This is a genomic window from Burkholderia sp. SRS-W-2-2016 (genome assembly GCF_001931485.1).
Classification (GTDB): Bacteria; Pseudomonadota; Gammaproteobacteria; order Burkholderiales; family Burkholderiaceae; genus Paraburkholderia.
In genome coordinates this window covers 41,186-58,069 of record NZ_MSDV01000017.1, presented here as the reverse complement: position 1 = coordinate 58,069, position 16,884 = coordinate 41,186, and the positions used below count along the sequence as shown (strand labels likewise).

Annotated in this window: 10 protein-coding genes and 1 pseudogene; 2 read left to right on the top strand and 9 right to left on the bottom strand. The window is 61.1% G+C overall.

Annotated elements, in window-relative coordinates:
- Positions 1–17: 17 nt before the first annotated feature.
- The 4 genes from BTH42_RS05635 to BTH42_RS05620 form a co-directional block, all read right to left on the bottom strand.
- Entirely contained in the window at positions 18–815 is a 798-nt protein-coding gene (locus BTH42_RS05635; RefSeq protein WP_075296651.1) for a sulfite exporter TauE/SafE family protein, read from the bottom strand.
- Positions 815–2,851 (bottom strand): alpha-glucosidase, encoded by a 2,037-nt coding sequence (locus BTH42_RS05630; RefSeq protein ID WP_075296679.1) that lies wholly within the window; start codon positions 2,849–2,851, stop codon positions 815–817. Before BTH42_RS05630 ends, BTH42_RS05635 begins: the two co-directional genes overlap by 1 nt.
- A 32-nt stretch (positions 2,852–2,883) precedes the next feature.
- Positions 2,884–4,617, bottom strand: a complete 1,734-nt coding sequence (locus BTH42_RS05625; protein ID WP_256701814.1) for a solute:sodium symporter family transporter — start codon at positions 4,615–4,617, stop codon at positions 2,884–2,886.
- A 169-nt stretch (positions 4,618–4,786) separates the two neighbouring features.
- On the bottom strand, positions 4,787–5,728 hold the full coding sequence (locus BTH42_RS05620; protein ID WP_075296647.1) for an SMP-30/gluconolactonase/LRE family protein: 942 nt from the start codon (positions 5,726–5,728) through the stop codon (positions 4,787–4,789).
- Positions 5,729–5,954: 226 nt separating this feature from the next.
- Here BTH42_RS05620 and BTH42_RS05615 point away from each other — a divergent pair, with 226 nt between their 5' ends.
- Positions 5,955–7,058, top strand: a complete 1,104-nt coding sequence (locus BTH42_RS05615) for a LacI family DNA-binding transcriptional regulator (RefSeq protein ID WP_075296645.1) — start codon at positions 5,955–5,957, stop codon at positions 7,056–7,058.
- Positions 7,059–7,603: 545 nt separating this feature from the next.
- On the opposite strand, the gene BTH42_RS05605 is transcribed toward BTH42_RS05615, so the two are convergent.
- From BTH42_RS05605 to BTH42_RS35905, 4 genes and pseudogenes are all read right to left on the bottom strand, one after another.
- Positions 7,604–8,515, bottom strand: coding sequence for a LysR substrate-binding domain-containing protein (locus tag BTH42_RS05605; protein WP_075296641.1), 912 nt, complete (start codon positions 8,513–8,515; stop codon positions 7,604–7,606).
- Between the two features lie 70 nt (positions 8,516–8,585).
- Positions 8,586–9,998 (bottom strand): MFS transporter, encoded by a 1,413-nt coding sequence (locus BTH42_RS05600; RefSeq protein ID WP_075296639.1) that lies wholly within the window; start codon positions 9,996–9,998, stop codon positions 8,586–8,588.
- A gap of 857 nt (positions 9,999–10,855) precedes the next feature.
- A complete protein-coding gene (locus BTH42_RS05595) occupies positions 10,856–12,661 on the bottom strand; it encodes a cytochrome P450 (RefSeq protein ID WP_075296637.1) in 1,806 nt (601 codons plus the stop codon).
- Positions 12,662–13,877: 1,216 nt separating this feature from the next.
- Positions 13,878–14,063: pseudogene (locus tag BTH42_RS35905) on the bottom strand (tyrosine-type recombinase/integrase); the annotation flags it as partial.
- A 272-nt stretch (positions 14,064–14,335) separates the two neighbouring features.
- Between BTH42_RS35905 and BTH42_RS05585 the strand changes: the two are divergent.
- A complete protein-coding gene (locus BTH42_RS05585) occupies positions 14,336–15,379 on the top strand; it encodes a hypothetical protein (protein ID WP_075296635.1) in 1,044 nt (347 codons plus the stop codon).
- Between the two features lie 468 nt (positions 15,380–15,847).
- Here BTH42_RS05585 and BTH42_RS05580 read toward each other — a convergent pair whose 3' ends face one another.
- The gene (locus tag BTH42_RS05580; protein ID WP_075296633.1) at positions 15,848–16,468 is read right to left on the bottom strand and encodes a hypothetical protein; all 621 of its coding nucleotides are present in this window, start codon (positions 16,466–16,468) and stop codon (positions 15,848–15,850) included.
- Positions 16,469–16,884 lie beyond the last annotated feature (416 nt).

Here is a 16,884-nt window from a genome sequence, read left to right as displayed (position 1 = left end):
TAGTGAGAGCCGAAGGCTTAGGAAGAGGGTTGGGACTGCGCATGCTGCGCGGCGAGCGTCGAGGTCACCGCGGGACCGACGAGGCTCGCGCCCGCGCAGGCCAGCAGCACGAACACGACACGGCGCACCGCGGCCGGCGACCAGCCCGGCGGATAACGGCGCGCAAGCCACGTGACCGTCAGCACGACCGGCAGCGCCTCCAGACTCAGCGCGAGCGAGTCGGCGCCGAAGCGGCCCTGCTGCAGCACGATGAACAGGCGCAGCACCGCGTTGACCGCGAAAATCAGCACCAGCGTGTCGCGCACGACCAGCCGGTCGAGCGGCTGGCGATAGAGGTGGAACACCATCGGCGGCCCGGCGCTCGCGAACACGCCGCCCATCACGCCGGACAGCACGCCATAGAACGTGAACGAGCCCGCGCCGGACATCTGCGCGCGCGGTTTGGTCTGCACGACCAGCAGCACGCTGCACGCGAGAATCGCGATGCCGAGCACGAAGCGCAGCACGCCGATTGCGTTATCGGACAGCCATGCAAGCAGGAACGCGCCGAGCGCGACGCCGACGAGGCTGCTGCCGAACGTCGGCGCAATAATTTTGCGCGGCAGCGGCGGCATCCGCCGCACCAGCAGCGCGGCGTTCGCGAGCACCATCACCGTGACGACGTTCGCGGCGACCGGCAGCGGCGCCAGATGAAACACCGCGACGAGCCCGAGCAGCACGAGGCCGAACGCGAAGCCGGTCAGGCTCTGCGTGAACGTCGCGAGCGCGACGCACAGCGCGAACGTCAGGTGATGGAACAACGCTGCGCCGCTCATCACAGATCCTTCGCGAGCGCGAGCCATTGCGCAGCGCGCGCGGCGCCGCGGCGCACGAACACCGGCGGCTCGCCGAGCGGCGCGGCAACCGTCACGCGCTGACCGCCGTCGTAGTCGACGCCGCTCCACAGATGCGTCCATTGATCGCCGGCCGGCAGGTACGCGCTCCATTCGCTCGCGTCCGCCGCATGCACCGGCGCGACCAGCAGATCGCGGCCGTACAGATACTGGTCCTGAATCGCGTAGGTCGCGGCGTCGTGCTCGTAGTGCAGGAACAGCGGCCGCTGCAACGGCAGACCGCGCGCCGCCGCTTCATCGACGAGACCCTGCACGTACGGCTTCAGCGCGACGAACAGACGGGTCATCCGCGCGAAGTGCGCGAGCACGCCGGCGTCCTGCCAGAACTGGAAGTTCTCGGCCGGCCGATTGCCTTCGTGCGTGCGCATCACCGGCGTGAACGCGGCCATTTCGGCCCAGCGCTGGAACAGCTCCGGCGTGCGAACGTTGCCGAACAGGCTCGTATAGCCGCCGATATCGCTGTGGTGATACGCATTGCCGAGCAAGCCCGACGACAGTGCGCCGCAGATCACCGTCTGCAAACCGTCGTGACGGGTGAAGTCGACCGACTGGTCGCCGGCCCACAGCAGCGGGCAATGCGCCTGCACGCCGGTGTAGCCCGCGCGCATGAAGAACAGCGCGTCGCCGGTGCGGCCCGCGCCGGCGATCGCGCGCGCGTTGACTTCGGCCCACAGCGTCGGCCACGCGTTGTGCATCAGCATCGCGTCGACGCCGTTGGCGAGCGCCAGATCGGTCGGCAGATATTCGCCGAAGTCGGCCATCCAGCCGTCGATTCCGCGTTCGAGCATCTCGCCGCGAATCACGCGCTCTTCGAACCAGCGCGCCGCCGCCGGGTTCGTGAAGTCGACCACGCCGCAATCGAATTCGCCGAAGTCGACCAGGTAGTCGCCGCCATCAATGGCGGTTGCCAGATAGCCGGCCGCGCGCGCTTCTTCGTACAGCGAACCGTCGTTGCACAGATACGGGTTCACGTAGCCGAGAAAACGCACGCCGTCCTGTTTCAGTTGCGCGACCCATGCCTGGTGATCCGGATAGCGCTCGTCGTTCCAGCGCCAGTTCCAGAACAGCCGCTTGCCGAACGAGGTCTGGCGGATGCCGGCCCAGTCCTCGCACCACAAGCCGCTGACGGCGACGCCGGCCGCGCGGCTCGCTTCGAAAATCTGCTGCGCGTGCTCGCGGCCGTTTTTCAGGCCGAGGATCGCGCCGTCCAGCGCCCAGCCCGGCAGCGCCGGCTGACGGCCGAAGCGCAGCGAAATGCGCTCGACCAGCGAGACGAAATCGTCGGCGACGATAAATTCGAGCCGCTCGGGCACGGCCCAGAATTGCAGTTCGTGCCAATCGTCATGACGGAAATCGAAATCCGCATACGCGGTCGTTTCGGCATGCAGACAGTATTTGCGCGACGACACGAAGGTCGGCTGCGGATAGTTGGTGTGGTAGTAGTCGCCGCCCGCTTTCGCGGTCACGTCGGCCTGCCACGTCAGATGCGTGCTCTTGTCGCGACCGACGCCCGGCTCCGAGGTCCACAGCGGAAAGTGCCGGCCGCGCAGATCGAAATACGACATCTGCTCGCCGCAGCCCCACACGTGTTCGTCGGCCTCGGCGGGCACGCGCCACCAGACGCGGTTCAGCGACGCGTCGCCGGCCAGCTCCAGCGTCGCGCCGTTCGCGCTGCGCCGCGCGACGATGGTCAGCTCGGCCGGCGCGCCCGCTTGACGGGCCAGTTCGATCCGCACGCTGCCGTCGGCTTCGTGCGTCAGACGCGCGTCGCGCAGCGCGACGCGTTCGTCGACGTAATCGCTGATGTCGAAATTGCCGCGATACATCTCGACCGTCGGCGTGCCGTGCCCGACGAACACCGCCGGCGCCTGCGGCGTGTGCTCGAACAACGTGCGATTCGCGACCCGCAACACCACGCTGCCGTTTGCCTGACCGCTCGACTCTGTCTGCCAATCCATCACATTCGTCCTTGCTTCGTCTTCCAGATTAATCAGTGCCGCTGTTCCGACGGGCTCGCGTGCCATTCGACACCGCGTTGCGCGACCGTCGCCGCGCGGCGGCGAAACATCGCGATCAGCATTGCGGCGACGCCCCAGGTGATCGCCATCCATACGATGTAGTCGGTGGTCACGCCGCCGTGGCGGGCGATGCCGAGCGGCGAGAACGTCAGATACAGGCTCACCAGCATCGCGATCAGCAGCACGCTCATCGTGCTGGCGAAGCGCCACGGGGTCAGGTCGCCGTGCTGGCGGAACTGCGGCTTATACGGGACCGCGCGCGGATAGCGCTGGCCGAGCACCAGCATCAGCGCGACTTCGCAGACGAACAGGATCCCCATGATGTGGATGAAGTTGATCCCGTACACCTTGTCGACCTTGAACACGAAGATCAGCAGCGTGTAGACGATCACGTGCAGCAGCAGCACGATCTTGGCCGGCAGCGCGGCGATCTTGCTGTTGAAGAAGCCCACCAGCACCACGGCGATGATCGGAATGTTGAAGAAGCCGGTGAAGCGGCGCATCACCGTGTAGATGCCGTCCGGCGCGTACATCAGCAGCGGCGCGATCAGCAGCGACACCACCGCGATCGCCACGCTCGCGCTCTTGCCGACGCGGATCAGTTTTTCGTCGGAGGCCTGCGGTTTCCACACCTTGTAGAAGTCGAATGCGACCAGCGTCGCGGTACTGTTGATCACCGCGTTGAAGTGGCTCATCACCGTGCCGAACAGCACCGCGACGAAGAAGCCCTTCGCCCACCACGGCAGCAGATCGGCGACCAGTTGCGGATACGCGAGGTCGGGCCGCGCGAGCGGATTGCTCTTGTACAGATGAAACGCGATCACGCCGGGCAGCATCATCACGACCGGCACCAGCAGCTTGAGCAGACCCGACAGCAGCACGCCCTTCTGGCCTTCGGCGAGATTTTTCGCCGCGAACGTGCGCTGCACGATCGCCTGGTTGGTACACCAGTAGAACAGGTTCGCGAAGATCATCCCGGTAAACAGCGTGCCGAACGGCACCGAATCCTTCGGACCGCCGATTGCCGACAGCTTCTCCGGCGCCTGCGTTGCGACCAGATGAAAGCCGCTGAGGAAGTCGCCGTGACCGAGCGCGTAGAAGCCGAGCACCGGCACCATCAGACCGGCGATCAGCAGACCGACGCCGTTGATCGTGTCCGACACCGCGACCGCGCGCAGCCCGCCGAACACCGCGTAGGCCGCGCCGATCGCGCCGGAGAACCACACCAGCAGCGTGATCGTCACCGGGTACGACGTGCCGAGGAGCGCCTGCACGCCGAACACCTGGTTGAAGGTGATCGCGCCGAGATACAGACCCGACGGATTGACAACCAGCATGTAGCCGATCACGAAGAACGCGCTGACCACGCGCCGCGTGGTCGCGTCGAAACGCTCTTCGAGAAATTGCGGCAACGTCGAGAAGCCGCCGCGCAGGTAGCGCGGCAGGAAGAACATCGCGAGCGCGACGGTCGCGACCGCGGCCGTGCACTCCCACGCCATCGCCGACAGGTTGTGCGCGTACGCGTCACCGTTCAGGCCGACCATCTGCTCGACCGACAGATTGGTCAGCATCATCGAGCCGGCGATGAACCAGCCGGTCAGCCCGCCGCTCGCCATGAAGTAGCCGCGCGCGCCGACGTCTTTCGCGCGGCGCGTGAACAGATAGGACACAAAGCCGACCAGCGCGGTGAAGAAGGCAAAACTCAGTATCGTAAAAATGATCGTCTCCTCGATGCTGTTCTGAGGTTAAGGCAGGCGCGCTCCGGTCGGCACGGTCGCGGCCGGGCGTCATTTTCGCAGCGCTACGATTTTCAGGCAAAAAAATTCGACTGCTTGCTGCAAAAAACTTCGGTGGACTTCAATGGAATTCGGTCGATCAGCCGCGCCAGCGCGGCTCGACACGGCCCGGCACCGCGGTTCGCAGCGCAAAGAGACCGCCGGCCAGCGGCTCGCGTGCGAGTTCGTCGGCGGGACGGCCCGCGCGGGCGCTCGTCACATACAGCGTGCGCAGGTCGGGGCCGCCGAACGCGCACATCGTCGGGCAGGTGACCGGCAGCGGGTAGACCGCGTCGATCGCGCCGTCCGGCGTGAAGCGCACCACCCGGCCGCCTTCGTAGAACGCGCTCCAGTAGTAGCCGTCGGCGTCGACCGCGGCGCCGTCCGGGCGGCCGCGATCCTGCGGCGTCGGCTCGACGGTGATCCAGGTTTCGCGCTCGCCGCATGCGCCGGTCGCGGCGTCGTAGGCCGAGCGGTAGACGGTGAAGCGCGGGGTGTCCGAGTGGTAGAGCCAGCGGCTGTCGGGGCTGAAGGCGAGGCCGTTCGAGGTCATCAGGCCGGCGCTCAGGGGGGTGAGCGTGGCGCTTGCTGAGTTCGTCTCGGTCGCTTGTGTGGCGACGTTCGTGTTCAGGCGATACAGATGCGCGTGGCCGCCCGCTTTCGGTTCGTCGATCGTGCCCGCGAAGAAACGGCCGGCCGCGTCGCAACGGCCGTCGTTGAAGCGGCTGGTTTGCGGGTTTTCGGGGTTGGCCGCGAGCATCGTCAGCGGCCTCGCTTCGCTGTCGAGCGTCCAGACGCCCGAGCGCAGACCGGCGATAAAACCGCCGCCCTCACCCTCGCGCAGCGAAAAGCAGCCGATATGTTCGGGCAACGCGAATGTCGTCGTCGCGCCGCTCGCCGGATCGAAACGATGCAGCGCCGGTTCGAGAATATCGACCCAGTACAGCACGCGCTCGCGCTCATCCCAGCGCGGACATTCGCCCAGTTGGGCGCGGGCGTCCAGCACGCAGTGAAACTCGGTGGACTGGGATTCAGCGGTCATGATCGGATCGGGCGGGACAAAAAGGTCTCGCGAACAGGCGAGAAAACGGCGGCGACTGCTGCGATTTTTTGTCTTCTGGCAAAAATCGCAGCGCTGCGAAATAATAGCGCTACGATTCTGGACAGGGCCACCAGGGTTATCCCCGATCGGATAATTCGTTGCGCTGCAGGTTTAGAATGACAAATCGCGCCGCGCGGCACTGGCGGCTCTTTCGAAATGTGGCCGAATGTCCCAGACCAGCAAAGCTCCCACCCGCATCCGCCGCGGCACCAACCGCGTGACGATGGACGACGTCGCCGCCCGCGCGCGCGTGTCCGCCAGCTCCGTGTCGCTGTTCCTGCGCAATCCCGACGCGGTCTCGCCGCGCATCGCGCCGCGCATCAAACAGGCGATCGAAGTGCTCGGCTACGTGCCGAACCTGCTCGCCGGCAGCCTCGCCGCGGCGCGCACCCGCGCGATCGGCGTGGTCGTGCCGTCGCTGAGCAACGCGTTCTTTGCGGCGACCGTCGCGGCGATGCAGAAGGAATTCGACCGCCACGGCTACCAGTTACTGCTCGGCGCGAGCGATTACGACGCCGAACGCGAAACCAGCCTCGTACGCACGTTCCTGTCGTGGTCGCCGACCGCGCTGGTCGTGACCGGCTGCCGCCACGACGACGCGACCCGCACGCTGCTGCGCCAGGCGCGCGCGCCGGTCGCCGAGATGTGGGAGCTCGGCGGCGAACCGTTCGATCTGCAGGTGGGCTTTTCGCATCGCGCGGTCGGCGAGGCGCTGGCCGAGCATTTATATGAACTGGGCGCACGGCGGATCGCGTTCGCCGGCGCACGGATGACGAGCGACTTGCGCGCGCGGCAACGCTGCGACGGCCTGCGCGACTGGCTCGCGAAGAAAGGCGTCGACGTGTTCGTGATCGAGTTGCCCAGCAGTGCGTCGCCGACCAGCGGCAGCGACGTGCTCGGCGCCGCGCTCGACGCAATGCCCGACTTGCAGGCGATTGCCTGCTCGAACGATGTGATGGCGCTGGGCGTGCTGTTCGAAGCGCAGCGGCGCGGCATCCGCGTGCCCGAGCAACTGGCGGTGACCGGCTTCGGCGACCTGCCGTTCAGCGAGGTCTGCGTGCCGCCGCTGACGACGATCCAGCCGCACGCGGCGACGATCGGCTTGCGGATCGCGCAGGAGTTGTTGCGGCGGCTGGAAACGCAGGGCGATGCGGATGTTTCAGGCGGTGCCGACCGCGAGCTGGAGCCGCAGGTGGTCGACGTCGGGTTTCAGCTGGTGGTCAGGCAGAGCAGCCTGACGTCGCGGGCGGTCGAGGCGAGCGAGGTGTGAGGTCGCGGCTTCGCGGCTTCACGGCGAAAACCCCGCGCTCGCCCGGGGTTGCCGGGTTCGTTCGGATGCCGTGAAGTGAAACTTCGGTGATTCGAGCCGAATGTTATGAGCCGAAGTCCGCTGCCGTTTGCGGCGAGGTCTGCACGGTCGGACGTATCTGTCGCGCGAAAATTCGCCGGCATGCGGCGCGGTTTTGACGCGTGCCCGTCGCGAAGCTGACGGAGTCGCATTGCGCCGATAGCGTGGACGGTGCCGAACCGGCTGTTTCAGGCGATGCATCGGCTGCGGCCAGCACCGGCTGCGCGGCGGCGAAGCCGCACAATGCCGCCACGAGGAACCACTGTCTGGAAGGCTTCATGATGGTCGCAGCGCGCCGGCTGCCAGGCGCGGAACCTGCTCCGCCGACCGGCCGCCCGCAGCGCTGAAGAACGTGAACGTGAAGCCTTGAGTTTAGGCGAGCGCAAACGGCTCTTCCACCGCGTTCGCTACAACTGACCTTTACGGCCCGCGCTAGTTATCCGTATCTGTAGGCCGCTGGCATCGCTTCACGCCTGCGCCATCCCGTCCCCATCCGCCGCCGTCATCAGCCGGTCGACCAGCACCCGCGCGAACGGCGGCAAATCCTTCAGACTGCGCACGCAGATCTTCAGCTTGCGTTCGGCCCACGGATCGTTCAGACCGACGAGCGCGATCTGCATCGTACGCCGATGCCGCAGCGCAACCGATTCCGGCACGATGCCGATCCCGACGCCCGCTTCGATCATCCGGCACGCGGCCTCGAAGTTGCCGACCTGGATGCGCAGTTTGAGACGCGCGCCGAGGCCATCGGCGGCGCTGGTGATGAACGCGTGGATCGCGCTCGAAGTCGGCAGACTGACGAAGTTCGCGTCGAGCAGTTGCGAGAAATCGACCGATGCGAGCTTCGCGAACGGATGATCGAACGATGTGACGAGCACCAGCCGGTCGTCGCGATACGGCAGCATTTCCAGATGCTCCGCATGCACGTTGCCCGCGACGATGCCGATATCGGTCGCGCTGTCGGCGACGCCCTTGACGATCTCGCCGCTCAGCACCTCGCGCAGATCGATGTTGACGTCCGGGTGATCGCGCAGAAAACGGCTCAGCACCGCCGGCATGAACTCGCTGATCGCGGTGGTGTTGGCCCAGATGCGCACGTGGCCCTTGATGCCCTCGCCGTACTCCTGCATGTCGCCGGCCAGATGCTCGACGCGTTCGAGCACGAGCCGCGAGTGGTGCACGAACGCCTCGCCGGCGGGCGTCAGCGTCACGCCCTGGCTGTTGCGGTAGAGCAGCTTGAAGCCGAGCTGCTCCTCGAGGTTTTTCACGCGATTGCTGGCGGCGGGCGCGGACAGATGCGAACGCTCCGCCGCACGCGCGAGATTGCTGGTGTCGGCGATATTGAGGAGCAGACGAAGATCGACGAAATCGAAGTGCATGATGAAAGCTGTTCGCGAAGCGTGTGCGGAACAAACTTTCATCTTAACCGCCCTGAGTGGATCGGGCGAATCAGGCCGACTTCTGGACCAGTTCCGCTTGCGGCAGCAAATCGGTGTCGGGCGAAATTTCCTCCAGCGTCTGCTGACTGGTTTCGATCCGCAGCGCGAGGATCGCGATGCTCAGCAACAGCAGCACGCCGCCGACCATCGTCAGCACGCCCGTCACGCCGAACTGCGTGTAGAGCAGCAACGCGACGTACGGCGTCGACATCGATGCCGCGCGCCCGCAGGTGCCGGCCACGCCGGTGCCGCGCAAGCGATGCGCGGTCGGGAACAGCTCGGGGATATAGCCGAACAGGCCGAGCGTGCAAACCGTGTAGATGGCCGTGACGAGCGCGAAACCCACCGCTGCGATCGATACGGGATCGCGCATCTGCACGTAGATGAAGCCGAGCACGATGGTGGCGAGCGAGAACAGCACGATGCCGTTGCGTCGACCGATGCGGTCCGTGATCAGATAGCCGACCACCGCGCCGGCCGGCGCGCCGAACGACATCAGCAGCACGAAGCCGAGCGACTGCACGATCGTCAGCCCTTCCTTGACGAAGAAGGTCGGCAACCACGCGACGAAGCCATACAGCGACATGTTGATCGCCATGCAGGTCAGCGCGGCGACCAGCGTGCGGCCGATCATCCCGCGCGCGAACAGCGCGGAGAACGGCGCGGCCGGCACTTCGTGGCTGACCACGCGAGCGACCGGCGGCAGCTTGCCGACGCGCGCTTCGACTTGTCGTTCGATCGCGGAGACAGTCGCTTCGGCCTCTTCGAGCCGGCCGACGGTTTCGAGCCAGCGCGGCGATTCCGGCATCCGATGACGCAGAAACCACACGACGAGCGCGCCGACGCCGGCGATCGCGAACATATAGCGCCAGCCGAGATGCGGGATCACCCAGTAGCCGATCGCGGTTGCACCGAGCAGACCGGAGTTGATGATCAGCGCGAGCAGTGCGGTCCAGCGGCCGCGCGTCGCGGGCGGCACGAATTCGCACAGCGTGCCGGCGGCGACGACGAGTTCGGCGCCGAGGCCGACACCCATGATGAAGCGCAGCAGGATCAGCCAGTAGATGTTCGGCGCGAAGCTCGCAACGAGCGACGCGATACCGAAGATCGCGAGATTGGCCTGATACGAATAGCGGCGGCCGAAGCGGTCGCCGAGATAACCGGAGAGGCCCGCGCCGATCATCATGCCCATGAAGGTCGCGGAGATGAAGAACGAGCCGAAGCGCAGGTCGGTGAAGCCGGTTTTGACCATCGAGGCGAGGACGCCGTTGGCCAAATAGATGTCGAAGGCGTCGAGGAAGGCGCCGGCGCCGATCAGGCCGAGGATGTTCCAGTGGAAGCGGGTGATGGGGAGGCGGTCCAGGCGGGCGCCGGAGTTGACTGTTTTTGGTTTTGCTGGTGGTTGTGCTTGTGCTGTTGACACTGTTGCTGTTGACACGGTTGTCTCCTGTTCTTTCTTTACTGTCTGTTCTTCATGCTTTGCGGCTTTGCTGCCTGGCCGCTTGACTGCCTTGCGCGCGGCTTGGGTCTGGCGCTCTTGCGGCGCTTCGTGCTGGCTGCCTTTTTTGGTTGGCCTAGTGTCTTTGGGTGGCAACTCTTTGCGGGGCGAAGGGTTTGGATTGGGGCGGGGTTGGGTTCGTCGCGGTGCGACTGTCTCGCTTTCGCTTTTCCCTCTTCACTTCCGTTTGCCGCGCCCCTCTCCCCCTCTTTCCCTCGTCCCGCTCGGCTGGCGATTAGAGTGCGACACCTGGCCCCAGGTGGGAATTGGGTTTTTTGGAAGTGGGGGTTTTGGTTTGGTTAATGAGGGGCGATCGACTCAATGCGAGAAGCATATCGGAGAAGCGGTGGTGTGATTGGAAATGCCGCTATTGCTTCTTTGTTTAATGCCACAAACCAAACGTTCTCTCATTAGTGGGAGGTTTTGCCAACAACGCCCGACATCAAACGTCCGCGTCGGGTCGGAAACAGGAGCGTGTTGACGGTTTCACGAAGCGTCATGTGCCTGCACCATCGCCAATAGATCAGCGGCTGGCTGTAACTAATAAGCGGCTATTTGCTTACGGGGAAATACCGTTTGCCGGCCATTGCGGTCATTGGGCCGATCGCCGGCCAAAGCCCCCTGTGGGTTGCTCTGCAGCCGTTGATGTACCGCCCGTCACTTCGAATCACAGCTTTCGCTGCGCGAGGACAGTACGCGATCCTGAGCCACCGGTAACATTGCGGTGAGCCAACGACTTGCTAGCTATCTACCAACGATCTTCACACTCTGATTTGCGAACATCAGATGCGTCGATTAAAAATGACACGCAAATTTCGCGGCATCATTGAAAACGCGAACCGTTCTTCGACCTCGGATGGATCAGTGGCAAGCGAAATATTGAAGTTGCGGCACAACATCGCGACCGCCGATCGGACCTCCATCAAAGCCAGACTCCGTCCCGGGCAAAGCCGAGGCCCAGACCCAAACGGCATGAATCCGGCCTGATGATGACTGGCAGCGCTGGCGCGGGAAAGCCAACGGTCTGGATCGAATTCCTGGACCGCCGAACCGCCGCGTTGCTGCAATCCTGCCTGTCGAGTTAACAACGCCAGCACCGTGCCCTTGGGAATAGCAATGCCGCCCACCTCGACGTCGTGGATCGGCTCGACTCCAATAACCGGAGCGACAGATTTGAGTCGCATGGCTTCGTGGGTCACCGCGTCCAGATACACAAGTGCGTTGCCCTCCTCCATGTCTTCGAGCATCGACCGCGTTCCGATGATGGAATCGACTTCGTCCTGCATCTTGCGTTGTATCTCAGGGCGACAGGACATGAAATACGCAACCCACGCGATGGCGTTTGCCGTCGTGTCCTCGCCGGCCAGCAGAATCGTAAAGACATTGGCGAGGACTTCGTCGTCCGTTAGCGGCCTCTGTCCTTCGTGTTGAGCCGTTAGGAGCGCCTCCAGAAGATTTGCGGGACGCGAGTCGAATTCTGACCGTCGTGCGAGACGTGCCCGGTTAGCGGTGATGAGATCCCTCGTCAGCTGTTGAACCACAGTCAAGGCACGATTGAGTTCTCTATCGGCCGGTAGTTTGAAGTAATGCCAGTAAGGAAAAGGTGCATTGATGCGCCGGTTGATCATCGGAAAAACGACTTCAAGATGGCGCTGGATCACTTCTCCTTCGCTCTCCAAAGTATCCATGTCGTATCCGAACGCAAGGTTCGTCGTCACGTCCACGGTATAGCGCATCAGGTCCTTTTGAATATCGACGGACTCGTGCTCGCGAGCCGCCTTCTCCCAACGTTGCATCAATCGCCGGGTCATCGTACATAGCGTGGGGAAGAATGCGCGCAGATGCTCAGGGTCCAGTGCTTTGGCGACAAGCTGACGCTGTCTTCGCCAGGTCTCGCCTTCGGTGGAAAACACACCGTTGATGCCCAACTCCTGCGCAACTGTCTCGATCACATCCCAGCGGCGGTAGGTCCCTGGCCGCTCGCGCAAAATCCGACCGATGAGAACCGGATCGGCAATCCCGACGAAGGGGCGCCCCATCAGATTGTATGTGTACACAGGACCGAACTTGCGGCACCACTGTTCCAGAACGAGATGAAGTTTTTCGGGTGCCATCTGGAGGATGTTTCCCAAAACCGGAATGCCCTTCGGACCGGGAAGCTGTGCGAGCGACCGGACGGAGATTGCGGGCGGTTGTGATGTGATCTCGTAAGGTTCAAGCTGCCGTTGCGCTTTCCATGCGAAAACCTCGCTCCGGTCGACTTTCACTTCGCGGTCATCGACGATTACGTCGAATCGCTTCAGTTGCAAAGCGCTTTCGCCGATCTTGCAGCCGGACGGGCAAGCGAATTGCCAGCCGTGCCCACGGCAAGTCAAAATGCCGTCTTGTATCGTTCCCTCAGATAACAATGTGCCTTGATGCGGACAACGGCCGTGAAAAATCGAAATGTCGTCTGCGTGCCGGATAATGATCAGTTCGACTCCCTCGATCTGCACCGCTTTGATGGCATTGTCCGAAAGCTCATCTGTACGGGCGACGAGAACCAGGTCTGTCGAGTCGTGCCGCTTTAACTGGATTTCGACGTTCATTTCCGGCTCCTTTACGTCCAACCATCACGAGACCGGCTAGTCAGTAACGTGAATGACGTACAACCAGATGCGCATGGGCCTGAGTCGTTGATCATTAGTTGCCGCTGCACGGCGATTGATCAACAACGCATTCATACTCCGCATCGTGCGATTGCCGTACGCAGCGAGTCGCCCCATCGACACGGCAACCCAATAGCAAGTATCAGGGCGCGCTGTCGTGTCAACAGACGAGACGAGGCATGCACCGACTCGGTACCAGATGTTCGCCGGGTCCCAACGCTCTCGCGAGATGGACGCCTCGACGCCCGAGGCTTGCGGTCAAGCGCCAAGGTGGACATTACCCGCTAGCTAAGCGTTGCCGTTCTGTAGCACCGGAATATTAGCGAGTAGTGCGCAATCGACGGGGAGAAACACTTTCATCAGGCAGCGGGTAGCGTTTCAGGCTCCTCTCTTCATCGCTTTCCGCTAAGGCAATCTCGGAATACCGTTAGATTTACCCCGTCATCTTGAAGGTGGCTGCCCGCATACCACATTAGTCGATGTCGGCCCGAATTCAACGCGGCCATCAACGCGTGGCGAAACTACGTCCCATATTGTCATTCATGGACTGCCTGAAGTAGCAAATCCATATTTACACTTTGCGTATTGGTACAACTGTGCTCATAGGAGCTTCAACGGGAGGAATGGATGAACAACTCCATACCCTTGTACGAGACAGACAATCCGGTGCCGCGAATGTACTGGCACCAGTTTCGATGTTGTGATTGCCGGTGCGGGTATCACCGGCTGTACTGCGGCCCGGCTATTCGCGCTCGAAGATTTGCGTTCGGCCGCGGTGGAGCTGGTGCGGAACTGACGCATCCAAGCAGGTATGCACGCATTCCATCCAACCCAGTGACACGCCAAAATCATCCGGCGTCCGTGATCGGAAGGGCCGACCAGCAATCGCGACGCGACCCGCGCTTGCTCAATATTTTTTCGTCGTCTGAAATGACGTCCTTCAGGGCCTTTCCTGGTGCCAGACCTGCCTTTTCCATGTCAGGCATGCAAACCATGGCGAACCGGTAACCGGAGCAAGCAAGGCTCGCCGGCACGGGCCTGATCAGGTTGGACAAACAGGAGCCCGCGAGACGCCTCGCGGGGATATAGACAATGACCGACATCGCTCGAGCCCGTTTTGATTATCGCGGGCTGCGCCGGTCGTATCTGGATACGGGATTTCGGTCTGCTCCGAGATCTCAAGCGGGTCGTCGACTTCGATGCCCTGGTACCTGATTGTGCTCTCAATCTTGCGATGGCCGAGCAGCAGTTGGACCGTTCTGAGATTGTTGGGGCGTTTGTAAATCAGCGTTGCCTTTGTGCGGCGTATCGAATGCGTGCTGTACGCTGTCGGATCACCCCCCGCGACGGTCACAGGCGTCAGGCGCACGGTCCGCTACCCGCCACATAGCCGCAGTTCCCGCGGAAACCGTCGTCGTTACACCTTTCTCCGCATTTTCTGTCGTTGTCGAGTCGTTGCGACCCGCTACCAATGCAGAATGACGCATTGTTGTGGATGCCAAAAAAGGAATCTTAGTGTAGGTTAGGCTAGAAACGCCCGTCGTGTTTCGTGCTCGATTTGTTGACGGGCTACGTACGACGAATAGTAGCTTTGGAGACGTCGCCGGAGGGGCTATGAGCTACGACATCGTGTATAACTCGGATGTCGTCCTGAACGACAATGCCGACTTGGCAACATACTGCATTTTCTACGATAAAGTTTTGTTGCCTCATACAACGGAGGCAACTATTGGAAACGTCCTAGAGTTCACCCGTTCCAGCGGTTCCAATGCGGCGCCCACGCTACTTAGCGTACTAGAACCTTCGGCAGATCGTTTTATCCATGGTGCAGTTCATCTACATGCCGATAGCGTACTTGGAGAACAACTAATTGACTGGGAGAAGAGAAATAAATCCCTGTTTCAAGAGGGAGTTCTATCAAGGCTGCCAGCTGGCGAGGAGATCGATTGGAAAAAAGAAGATGGAATGACTCTGACGCCTACGCTCGCGAATCTTATACGAAAGCCAACAAGGCTTATAAAAAATACACCGAGCGTCTATGGCTATCTCAGTTTATTCCACGGCGATGACGACGTTTTCTTTTTTCAGAAAGACGTTATCTCGCACCTCCTTCGCACTGACATAGTGCAACCTCAGATTTTTGTGTCTAAATCTGCGAGGCCAGTCCGAGAGGTTCTTAAGGCCTGCGAGGCCGAGAGCGTTTTCCGATATCTCTTGCCGCGTATAGCGTTAGCTGAGCCAGATCAAATTCTCGAAGTTCGCCGAAAAGTCAGGAATACGCGCGAAGGTTTTAGTATGCATCTCCAAAAGTTAAGCGAAGGGATAGAGTCGAAATTGAAAGGAGGTGAGGATTTTGACGAAATTCGGTCTTTCGCGCAATCAGTAATCGAGACAAAATTGATCCCTGATTATCGGGAATATGTCAGGCAAATCCGAGCCGAGAAATCTGGTTTCTGGGGAAAGGTAATCGACCCTGCATCAAAGATTCTGCAGATCGACGCCGCGCCGTGGACGCCAAAGTTTTATGGGGATTTAATGAAATCGCTTGGGTTTACATTTTTGGCAGCGACTTCGGAGAAAAAACAACGCCAGACTAATGCGTCTCAAGCCTATCAATTTATGTACAGAGTCGAGAAAAGTCTTCGACAACTGTCCTAAATAGGCATGTTTTTATTTATGTAGACAATTACCAAATCATTGCCAATCCTGCCGACAGTGTTGTGCACAATAAGTTGGTCATGGCTGGCGAGTTGATGATGGTCAGCGACTCCTCGGTATTAGTGTTGATCACGCACAGGAACCTGATAGTCGATCATTCCGCCATGATTTCGGCAAATCCCGCGTAAGTGGCCACTACATCAATCCATACATCTATCGTGGGCCTTGAGGGCGCTCATCCCTACACGTCCAAAGGCTGCTGGCCTATTGGTTTTCGAGACGTAGACGAAAATACTAGAAGGACCTTTGAGTTCAGTGACGTTACTTGAAATCGAACACGCTTCGCACAAGGGTTGACGACTCGCGCGCTGTAGCAACGTCCGAGGAACAGTCTGGTTAGGCGAAGCCGCGGTCATGCCTTGAAGCATCCATCTCTGAGAGCCCTATGACACAGCGCCCTGATGGCGTTTATTCCGAACGCGCGCAGGTACGCCCTTTCCTCAGCACGTTCAGCAGTTCGAGCGTGGCTCGCTCAAATCTGTCAGTGACCGCTGCGAGTGTATTCCCCACTCCAAAGATCTCTGCGCTGATTCTGCCTATCAACTCGGAGCACACGTTGATCAGCTTTTCTACCTCGTTCGGTACAATTTTGCTCTGCGCGTGAACATCCTTCGATTTTGCTCCAATGTCTTTATGTGCTATTAATTTTGATCGGATGGTCAGAATTCCGGATACAAGGTCTTTGTATTCAGCTAACGAGGCATCAATCGTACGGACTATATCCTTACGCCCCGCTAATGCCAAGGCGATTTTTAAATTCCGCATGCTTGCCGCTCTTAAGTCAGGGTCGAATAGGCAACCTAATTCGATAAACATCAATTTATAGTGACCCGCGTTGCTAGCATGAAAAAAATCTACATACCGATGGTCGTTCATGTCTTGATAGTACTCAGGCAGAGCTTTTCCTTCGCCTCTAAGCATGAACCATATCTGATAGTGGGCACGAGCCGCATTGACGCTATCCGCGATTCGGGATAGCAGTTCTCGCAGCTCCTTCATTTTCTGCTCTTCAGTGCTCGATGCACTCATGGTGGCTCCGGTAGTTTTTCAGAGGCGACAAAGTGTGCATAGACTCAAGGGTTCCTTCGACGCCATCTCCAGTACACTCAAGATTCAGTGAAAAGCGAATCCTAATCCGCTCGGAGTCCTGCAATCATTGCAAAGCAATGCATAGCCGTTTTCGCGATCGCCCAAGAACATTCGCTGCGGTCGTCCGGCTATCGAATGCGCTCTCTTCGGCGTCCGCGCCACCGGCTACGCTTGAGTGAAACTGACATTCGTCAGGCGCGGGATGCGAAGTCAGCAAAAGCCGCCGCGCGATCGGATGGCCGGTTACGTAATAGGCCGACGCCTGAACGTCCGACCGAGGGCGAAAGTGACCCGCGGCTCGTGACCGAACGCGAAAAAACCACTCAGACAGTACCCCGGCTTTCACTTTCTCCAAG

What these genes read in the sequence shown, in the direction of transcription:
- BTH42_RS05595 (WP_075296637.1), bottom strand. Translation starts at nt 12,661, where the DNA reads ATGAACGTCGAAATCCAGTTAAAGCGGCACGACTCGACAGACCTGGTT.
- BTH42_RS05585 (WP_075296635.1), top strand. Translation starts at nt 14,336, where the DNA reads ATGAGCTACGACATCGTGTATAACTCGGATGTCGTCCTGAACGACAAT.
- BTH42_RS05635 (WP_075296651.1), bottom strand. Translation starts at nt 815, where the DNA reads ATGAGCGGCGCAGCGTTGTTCCATCACCTGACGTTCGCGCTGTGCGTC.
- BTH42_RS05620 (WP_075296647.1), bottom strand. Translation starts at nt 5,728, where the DNA reads ATGACCGCTGAATCCCAGTCCACCGAGTTTCACTGCGTGCTGGACGCC.
- BTH42_RS05630 (WP_075296679.1), bottom strand. Translation starts at nt 2,851, where the DNA reads ATGGATTGGCAGACAGAGTCGAGCGGTCAGGCAAACGGCAGCGTGGTG.
- BTH42_RS05615 (WP_075296645.1), top strand. Translation starts at nt 5,955, where the DNA reads ATGTCCCAGACCAGCAAAGCTCCCACCCGCATCCGCCGCGGCACCAAC.
- BTH42_RS05605 (WP_075296641.1), bottom strand. Translation starts at nt 8,515, where the DNA reads ATGCACTTCGATTTCGTCGATCTTCGTCTGCTCCTCAATATCGCCGAC.
- BTH42_RS05580 (WP_075296633.1), bottom strand. Translation starts at nt 16,468, where the DNA reads ATGAGTGCATCGAGCACTGAAGAGCAGAAAATGAAGGAGCTGCGAGAA.